This window comes from Synechococcus sp. CCY 9618 (genome assembly GCF_019038415.1).
Taxonomy (GTDB): domain Bacteria; phylum Cyanobacteriota; class Cyanobacteriia; order PCC-6307; family Cyanobiaceae; genus Cyanobium.
In genome coordinates, this window is sequence record NZ_JAFKRG010000008.1 from 1 (window position 1) to 8,434 (window position 8,434).

An 8,434-nucleotide genomic window follows, 5' to 3' on the forward strand; every position below is an offset into this window, starting at 1 on the left:
CACATCATCCTCCATCTGCTGGTCCCAGTCCGTTGCGTCGAACGACTGGAACCAAGCCCGGAACTCGGCCCGCTTGGCCGGCGGCAGCTTCTGAACTGCAGCCTCAATCTCTTCAAGGGTGCTCATGAGTCCCATAATAGCTGAGTTCTCCGGCTGAGACGTGGCAACCACCTGATAGGCCTAACGCTGCCATCACCTGCCCGCAATGATCTGATGCTGTGCACCACGTTGTGGGAATGGGGAGTTCCAGGTAGCGGGTCAGGTGGATGGCTGTGTTAGGCGTCCATGTGCTTCGAGAGTTCACATAGAATCTTAGCGGTTGCATCTCTATATTCATCTTTCAATGTGAGCTTGGCATCAAAGAGACCAGAGACCTCATCAACAACTTCACGTGGTGGCTTAGTCCGGATATCCTTGGCAGGTATGCAGCGAAAGAAGTATGTCGGGAACAACTCGGTAAGCTGCTTTGCCTCGCTAGTCTTGTCACCATCCAATAGGCCCGCAACCTTCTTGAAACCTAGGTCGGAGAGGATGCGACACAGATGGGGAATGTTTCCAGCGCCTCCTGCACCCCATCCAAAGAAGCTCCCAACAATAGGTATTTCGAGTTGCTCGGCGGCGAGCGGGTATAGCATGACGTCCTCTTGGCCTTCGGTGAGGATGACATGGTCTTCAAGAAAAAATAATTCTCGTGCGTCAAGCCCAAATACGTGAGGGTTATAATAGTTCTTGCCGGCGAGCTTGCTAATTGCATGCTTAGATATTTCTGAGAGTTGATGGATCGTGGTGCCATCACTACCAGTGATAACGCGTGACAAATGACCACCATTTGACAGGGCAGTCAAGCTGACAAAGTAGGGAGAATGGGTAGACACGATGATCTGGCGGTCTTTCGCAAACTCCTCAAGAAGACTAGCAATCCGCTTTTGGAGTGAAGGATGCAGTGAAAGTTCGGGCTCGTCAATTGCGACTACATTTCCAGGTGCGGAGTCGTACAGGGAGTCGAGTATTGAAAAGATGCTGATCAGCCCTTCACCCATTCCATCACTGGAGTGAGAGTGCCCAGAATTGAAGAACTTAAGAAAGTAGTTTCCCTGCTCCGAGCGATCGATAGTCCACTCAGGCGTGTAGCCCAGAATCCGTGAAAGAAGTTCATTAAACTTGGTCGGCTCCTTCAAGATGTTAAAGAGTCGATATTCAAAGTTGGAAAAAACTGCGGATCGTTGGGAAGGCAATGATGCGTTATCGATGAATTGCTCGCGCGACCAGGCTGCTTTGCCGAAGTAGGGGCTGAATGTCTTTCTCGAGGGTACAACGAAGATTTCTGGATCCTTGGTGAAGTCATGCTTGATTGTCTCGCTGGACCCTTTAGAGACTGAACGGAGGATCTGTTCCTGCCCATCCACAACGTAGACGACTTCAACAATCTCAATGTCCTTATTTCTCGTGCCAGACGAAAAGCTTGGAGCCTCATTGCCGAGTCTGGCGCGAAGGCACTCAAGGATTGACGATTTTCCACCGTTGTTTGGGCCGGTAAGGATTGTCAATCCACTACCAGAATTCCCAGTGGGTACAGCAAGATCAATCGTGGCTCTTGTCCTAAAGCCGCGAAACCCCAGAATTTTTAACTGTGTTAATGGCATGAGGTTCGAATTGAACGCCTAACGCTCGATGGAGGAGTTAGGCGTCAATCCTGCGAGGTGAACCAACGACGGTCTTTGACTAGCGCCTCATAAGCGCCGATGACACGATGGGCCACCGAAGGAAAGTCCATCGGTCTGTGCGCAAGCATAACTCCCCATATGGTTTGGTGCTCGGGACCGGAGGCTCGACGGTCGACTGACTTCATGTGAACGAGCCGATCTCGCACGGCCTTAAGTGTCTTGAACTCTTGCCAGATTTTCGTACCAGCTGGGCTCTTGATACCGTAGGCCTCTGGCAGAACCCGTTTCAGTTTTTCGTCGAGTTGGACCAATCGTTCGATGTCCGGGCGAGCCAGCTGCTTAACCTCTTTGGCGTTCTTCCATGAGTAGACGAAGCTTGGCGGGATGGACTCGTTTGCGAATGCTTCGATGGCGGTGAAAGAGAAAATCACTTCGGCCATGACCGTTTCGAAGAAATCGAACAGCAGCCGGTGATTCTCTGGGTATGTGCCCTGAGGGCTCGGGTGTTCTATGAAGCATGCATCAACATCAATGGCGACACGCTTTGCGTGGGCCGCACGAGCGAGGCTTAGGTACAGGGCGGGAGCAGAAGGCAGACCAAAGCTCAAATGACGCTGGGACAGCTTCTCGGTTGTGGCGAGCATGCCCAGGCCCGTTCCAAGGGCGCCGATAGCGTGAAAACGCCAGTCTTCCTTCTCCAATAACTCGGCCGCGCGAGGGTGACTCATTGGCGCCTAACGCTCGCGATCACCTGGCCGCAAGGTGTAGTGGGTGGAACAAGATTTCTGATGGTGGCGGCTCAGGTGGATCGCGGTGTTAGGCATCCTTTGTCAGCTTAAATGAGACTTTCTCGTCCGTCACTGTAACGAACCCCGCCTTGACCATCTGCTCAATCACGGCTTGTATGTCTGGCTCCCCAACCTGTTTATAGAAGATAGCGTCGATTGCAGATTTCAGAGCAGACAGCGTGCGAGGTCTTGAGTTTCCAGACTTGAATCGATCAAGAACCAGGCCCATGCGCTCCTTCGGGGTCTTTGCCGTTGACGCTCGAATAATGGGAATTTCGCCAATCGTTTCACTCCGGACCGAAAACACCCTTCGCTCCCTTAAGTGCTCAATTAACGGATCAAAGCCCTTATCCTTAGATATGATATGAAAGAACGAATCTGGATCGGTTGCGCCAATTTGCCCTATGTAAAATGCAATATGAAAGTCTAGGGCGTTGGGGCCTGCACCAGATATCTTTATGTACTTTGCACGTTCACCAAGGTCTTGAATCGCAGAAACGGTCTCAAACGAGAGTCTTGTCTGCGCCTTTCCCACAAAGACGTAAGCGACAAAGCCATCTCGATTTAGCAGCTCAAGCTGGCTAGGCTGAACACTCTCGTAGTCAATAAGGACATAATTAGTTCTCTTCATTTTGAAAGGCAAGAATAGTGGTCGCACTTGGACAACATGATCGCGCGGTCTACGCCATTGCCATCATTTATCTCGTCGCCTTGGAGCTTAACATCCTCACGTGCTGAGAAGGTTCACTAAGGATTAATGGAATGCCTAACGTGTGAGTTGAGCGGCACGCCGCAAGGAGCAACGATGAAAGACCAAGATGGCGGCGTGTCCGCCTCGAACGAAGGGTTAGGCCCGCTGGTGGAAGCGGCGGGGATGGTGAACCTGTTGAACATGGGCAGCGGTTCATGCGTGCACACGGAAGGCTGCAACGGGGTGGCGCAGGATCACTTGGAGCGGTTCGCCGCGCTGGTGCGGGCCGCAGAGCGCGAGCGGTGCGCGAAGCTGTGCGAGGGCGCTGATGCCCCGATGGGCGACGGGCCAGGCGCGTACTTCGCGCGCCTGATTCGGTGGGTAGGGCCTAACGCTGCCCCTGAGTGGCAGGCAAGGAATTTACAACGGCAGCCGGAATTTGGTGGTGGCCTGACCACTCGAGGGGTTTGTTAGATGCTCGCAGACCAGAAAACATCAGTCAGATAACCTATTTTCATAGAGCAAGTACACATCTAGAACAGACTTTAGCTGCGCTTGATCCATGCAAAAGATCTCTGTCCCAGGCCTACGGAAGCATGAAAACTTAGAATGGAGTTCAGCCTCCACTTTGAGGCTGTCCTGTTCCGTTGGCAGTTTAATTGACGCAACCAGGTTGCATGGGCCAAACTGCTTAATACGCCGTGGTATCGACTTTGCCTTGCCAATCTTGTAGTAATGCTGACCAGCAGCTGTCTGATGAAACGTCAGAAGTTGCACTAGGTAAACATGACTGTGCGTCTCGTCTTTTAAATCCTTTACCGTAAAAGCTGGGCCGCTTCCTAGCCTCAGCTTGAGTGGTGGTGTAGGCCACCTAGAAACGATATCTGCCATGAGCCGCTTCGTCGTGATCGGACTGGCCAGAAACAAATACTGCTCCTCATCAGAGTAGATGGCATACCACTTCTTCCCACGCGCTATTAGAAGACTTGTCTGGTGTCCCGCCTGCTGTCGCCACGGAATATCTTGATCCCCTCTAAATCCCCCTGCACCCATTAGTTTCCAAGAGTGAAAAAACCAGATTGTCCCTTTCTGCCTGTCTTCGGTATCTTTCCAAAAGACAGTATGAACCTCGAGCTTGTCGGGCTTCTTTGGGGGCGCTGTCTTTGGGGGGCCACCTCTGGGGTCGCCTGGGTACCTACTTCTCTTCATAGGCATTTCAGTCTGATGCCATGGGAAGCCTACGATTGTACACAATGAACACGATTAACTGCACCAACAGCGTTCAGCCAACTAGCATCTAACGCTGCCCCTGAGTGGCAGGCAAGGAGCTAATCCCATCGAAGCAGACTCGAAGGCGGCCTGTCCACTCCAGGGGCTTGTTCGAAGGTGTCGCATCTCCACAGGCAAGGTATGCAGACCTACGCCTCATCTGCAATGCTCAAGTCACCTCCGCTTCGCTTCTCACACTCGCGCTCAACTTCAGACCCAAGGCCGTGACCACCTTCAGGATGGTGTCGAAGCTCGGGCTGCGCTCTCCAGACAAAGCCTTGTAGAGGCTCTCCCTGGACAGTCCGGAATCTCTGGCCACCTGGGTCATCCCCTGGGCCCGAGCAATGTCGCCCAGGGCCTTGGCAATGAAGGCAGCATCTCCATCCGCCTCCTCGATGCAGGCTTCGAGGTAGGCCGCCATTTCCTCAGGTGTGCGGAGATGCTCGGCAACGTCGTAGGGAGTGCTCGTGGTTTTCATAAGGTCTCCTCCGTCAGGTTGTCTGCCAACAGAAGGGCCTCATCAATGTCCTTGGCTTGTGAGTTCTTGTCTCCGCCAGCCAAAAGAATGATCAACTCAGTTCCCTTCTGCAGGTAGTAGACCCTGTATCCAGGGCCGTAGTTGATCCGCAACTCCGACACGCCTGCCCCAACGGGCTTGACGTCACCAGGATTACCACCGATGAGGCGCTCGATCCTGGCCAGAACCTTCGCCCGGGCCCTCAGATCACGTAGACCTGAAAGCCATCGGACGAACCGCTCTGTCTGGCGGACTTCAACCATCCACCAACTGTAGCCTCCTGGCTACGACCGCGCAACGCTGCCTTGCTGGCTCCCATCAAGAACTACACATCCTTCGAACGTTCAAGATCAGAAGCGGGCAGCAGCCATGTCTTTGCCATGCCCATCCGCTCCCGTCTTCTGTATCTTGATGTTAGGCTTCATGACCTTGAAACTTGGCTTCCATCTCAGTGCGAGACGAACTCAGTAAATGAGTTGCGAGAGCCAAGCAAAGTTGAATGTAACCCTCCTCAACATTGCTGTGCATGCCGGTGCCGCGGTTTCCTTCGTCCATTCGGAAGAATGATATTGGTAACGCGTGAACTTGCGAAGACAGTAATCTGTAGATCAGCTTGAACTCACCTACGGATGAGCCTGAACGCGCGGCTAACTCTTCCAGCGGACTAAGGAAGGAATCAGTGCCTCTTAGTAGATGGCGTTGCCGCCCCTCCGGGAGTGAGGTGAAGAATGCATTTGCTCTTAAGCGTTCCCGAAGTTCCTCGGCTTGCTCCGCAAAGCCCGCAATCTGACGCTCCAGTTCCTGTGGGTCGTCGTCCATGTGCTCGAACAGCCTGATTCTCCCAGTGCAGTCGTGAAGACACATGAGACTCCAGCGACAGCGCCACTCATCCTCTGTGACGCACTCAATTCCGAGGTAAAAGAAGGCGATGCGAACTTCAAGAAGCGACCTAGAAAGGGTGAATGCAGACCCATAGTCCCAAGGTTCTTCCAATGGATCACCATCGGCGACCGTTGGTGTCAGCTTCAGTAGGCTTACTGCCCGCGAGCAAAGTACGGTAAATAATGCAGAGGCGTAGAAGTGACCTCCCGTAGGCGCCCGAATTCCTGCCAACCTTTGAGACGTTTGAATGCATGCGAGCAGCTGGTCTCTGAATGCCGCCCTAGTGCTCAGGTATTGCTCAGATGGCAGTGGTGGCATGAGTATGGAGCCTAACGCTCAAGATCAGAAGCGGGCGAGCGCATATGAGCCATGCCGATTTCCTCCGCTCCCGCCTTCTGTATCTTGATGTTAGGTGCCATCCGGAGAGGAACCGTCCTCAGCAATCTGGGAGAGGATGCTGGGGACCTTCTCGAGCTCGAGAAGGATGCCGTCTCCCTCGCCCCAAAAGGCACGAAATGATCGGCCTCCATCCACGTATACCTGATGCCGCTGGAGAGCCTTCATTCTCCGCAGGGTATCTTCAAGAATCTCAGACAGCTCCGAGCTGTCGTGGGTGATCATGCTGCGGAAGTGCACCACGTCGTCAGCGGCTCGGCTAAAGATGTACTTGCCGTCGTCCGTACTATGCGGGTCGCTTTCGCGCTCCGCTGTCCATTCGGTGCGCAAACGTCGCAGGAACGTCTCGAACTGTTGCTGAAACTGACGTACTGCCTCGCGCTGCACGGCGAGCGGATCGATGTCTTGGACTACCTGCGTTGCCGCAGCGGCAGCACGTGCCCCCGAGTGGACATCGAGAAGTTCGATCATGGTGGAGGCGAAGTTCCTCTGTAGCTGCTCGCGAAACGCGGCGTGAGTTTCGTACTGCGAGTACAGTCCCTCTTCGCCAAGCGACCGGCGATACCCAAGAAGGGCTTGGTACTGCTCCATATCAAGGCTGTCCGGCACCACCGGTGCAGACGAGAAGTAGAGCAGAACCGGTTTGCCGGCTTTCCGGAACTCCTCGATCTCCTCCGCCGTGCCCGACTCGGCATCGCCAGTCGGGGTTCCAAGGCGTGTCCAGAAGGCGCCGATCAAGAGGTCGCAATGTCTGACAAGTTGCTTGTTGATGATCGCCTGCGGCCGGTCGCCCATCTCGGGGCGTGCGTGCGTCTCCCACATGACCGGCTCAACGGCCGCAGCCGTGCTCAGAGAATTAACTGCATTCCAAGCGGCGATGACCTCGGGAATGATCTTGCGTTCCTGCGCGCAATCCCCGGGCGATGCGACCAGTACGCGGAAGATGAGACCAGATTGTGGCATGGGCGTATCTCGTGGAATGTTGTGCACCTAACGCTGCCTCTGAGTGGCAGGCAAGGATCCTCAGGAGATGTAGAAGAGAATTACAGGTGGCCTGTCCACTCAAGAGGCTTGTTCGAAGTGTCAGCATCGTCGACGGCTTAGTAGGCAATAGTCATGATGTTTGATCGCACTCAGCACAGATGAGCACCAAAGCATTGACTTTTAGGCATTATCGGCATCCCCAGCCCGTTTGGTCCATCTAGCACGAAGCGTTGGCGGGTCCGAATCTTGAACAAGGCTGAAATCTATTTCCGTACCATCAGGATCACGATGCTTACCCACTGAGATCATCTTCTTATTAAAGACGTAGTGGGTTTGATGAACGTCCATTGATTGACGAATTCCTGTGAATACATACTTTACTCTGGCTACCTCAACTTTGTTGCCCTGATTATCTGTGACAACTACCTTCGGCCAGTCATGCTCGCTCTCCACAAGCATTGGCTTGCTAATGTCTTCCTTGGTCTTGAAAATATCTAGAAAGTGTTGTTTTCTGTATGCTTCAACCCCGTGGATTACATGCTCCTTGAAGAAATGCTCAGAAAGCTCAGTCAAATCACCAACGGGCTCTCCATCTAGCTCAACTTCACAGTTCAGGCCTAGGTCGTCTATAGGCCTGAACTCATCGCAAGCCTTATAGAAGACTTGATGAATAAAATAGGTTTCATCGGACACTACAAGAAGACCTGGCTTCATCGGGAAGCGAGTCCAATCCTGTTCTCCCGCTTCTTTAAATGTAAGTGTCTCAATGCCGTTCTCCTTGGCCTTTCTTATTGCACTTGATGCAAATCCACTGCTTGCCACTGCGATAATCTTATTAACATTAAGCGCTTTGGTCTTGCCTACAAGACCATCAATCCACTCCACTGTTTCTTTTCTTGAACGATCCCGACACTCAACAACAAAGCTAAACTCATGGCCGGCGTACTCGTATCTAACGAGAATGTCTACTTCACGTAGAATTCCTGCTTCTTTATCCCAGACCTCCGCCGATTCAGTTACCACCCCTCCGGTGGGAACGATCTGCTCATAGATCCTCTTTACTAGGGATTGAAAATCATTTGTCCTCTTGGGCATTCAGGTTAGGCCTCGACTGAATTGATCGGAATCAGGGCTATCGATCCTTCGAACGCTCAAGATCAGCGGCGGGCGATAGCTCTGTGCAATGAAAAGGCATGCTTGGCTCCCCGCCCGCTGGATCTTGATGTTAGGCCTTCAAGCGAAG

10 protein-coding genes are annotated in these 8,434 nt (G+C 53.0%); 1 reads left to right on the top strand and 9 read right to left on the bottom strand.

Features of this window, described 5'->3' with window-relative positions:
- Window positions 1-275: 275 nt before the first annotated feature.
- The 3 genes from KUG41_RS01400 to KUG41_RS01410 all read right to left on the bottom strand — a co-directional run bounded on the left by KUG41_RS01400 (window position 276) and on the right by KUG41_RS01410 (window position 3,095).
- The gene (locus KUG41_RS01400) at window positions 276-1,643 is read right to left on the bottom strand and encodes an ATP-dependent endonuclease (RefSeq protein ID WP_216900331.1); all 1,368 of its coding nucleotides are present in this window, start codon (window positions 1,641-1,643) and stop codon (window positions 276-278) included.
- Window positions 1,644-1,687: 44 nt separating this feature from the next.
- A complete protein-coding gene (locus KUG41_RS01405) occupies window positions 1,688-2,365 on the bottom strand; it encodes a hypothetical protein (protein ID WP_216900333.1) in 678 nt (225 codons plus the stop codon).
- Window positions 2,366-2,480: 115 nt separating this feature from the next.
- The gene (locus tag KUG41_RS01410) at window positions 2,481-3,095 is read right to left on the bottom strand and encodes a PIN domain-containing protein (RefSeq protein ID WP_216900335.1); all 615 of its coding nucleotides are present in this window, start codon (window positions 3,093-3,095) and stop codon (window positions 2,481-2,483) included.
- A gap of 135 nt (window positions 3,096-3,230) precedes the next feature.
- Here KUG41_RS01410 and KUG41_RS01415 point away from each other — a divergent pair, with 135 nt between their 5' ends.
- Window positions 3,231-3,617, top strand: a complete 387-nt coding sequence (locus tag KUG41_RS01415) for a hypothetical protein (protein WP_216900337.1) — start codon at window positions 3,231-3,233, stop codon at window positions 3,615-3,617.
- A gap of 21 nt (window positions 3,618-3,638) precedes the next feature.
- Here KUG41_RS01415 and KUG41_RS16025 read toward each other — a convergent pair whose 3' ends face one another.
- The 6 genes from KUG41_RS16025 to KUG41_RS01445 form a co-directional block, all read right to left on the bottom strand.
- The gene (locus KUG41_RS16025; protein ID WP_371733995.1) at window positions 3,639-4,358 is read right to left on the bottom strand and encodes a GIY-YIG nuclease family protein; all 720 of its coding nucleotides are present in this window, start codon (window positions 4,356-4,358) and stop codon (window positions 3,639-3,641) included.
- Window positions 4,359-4,581: 223 nt separating this feature from the next.
- Window positions 4,582-4,890 (bottom strand): addiction module antidote protein, encoded by a 309-nt coding sequence (locus tag KUG41_RS01425; RefSeq protein WP_216900341.1) that lies wholly within the window; start codon window positions 4,888-4,890, stop codon window positions 4,582-4,584.
- Window positions 4,887-5,192 carry a type II toxin-antitoxin system RelE/ParE family toxin gene (locus KUG41_RS01430; protein ID WP_216900343.1) on the bottom strand — a complete coding sequence of 102 codons (306 nt, stop codon included), beginning with the start codon at window positions 5,190-5,192 and terminating at the stop codon, window positions 4,887-4,889. Before KUG41_RS01430 ends, KUG41_RS01425 begins: the two co-directional genes overlap by 4 nt.
- Window positions 5,193-5,343: 151 nt before the next feature.
- The gene (locus KUG41_RS15495; protein ID WP_254216727.1) at window positions 5,344-6,129 is read right to left on the bottom strand and encodes a DUF5677 domain-containing protein; all 786 of its coding nucleotides are present in this window, start codon (window positions 6,127-6,129) and stop codon (window positions 5,344-5,346) included.
- A 90-nt stretch (window positions 6,130-6,219) separates the two neighbouring features.
- Window positions 6,220-7,197 (bottom strand): DUF4062 domain-containing protein, encoded by a 978-nt coding sequence (locus KUG41_RS01440; RefSeq protein WP_216900347.1) that lies wholly within the window; start codon window positions 7,195-7,197, stop codon window positions 6,220-6,222.
- A 174-nt stretch (window positions 7,198-7,371) separates the two neighbouring features.
- Entirely contained in the window at window positions 7,372-8,286 is a 915-nt protein-coding gene (locus KUG41_RS01445) for a restriction endonuclease (protein WP_216900349.1), read from the bottom strand.
- Window positions 8,287-8,434 lie beyond the last annotated feature (148 nt).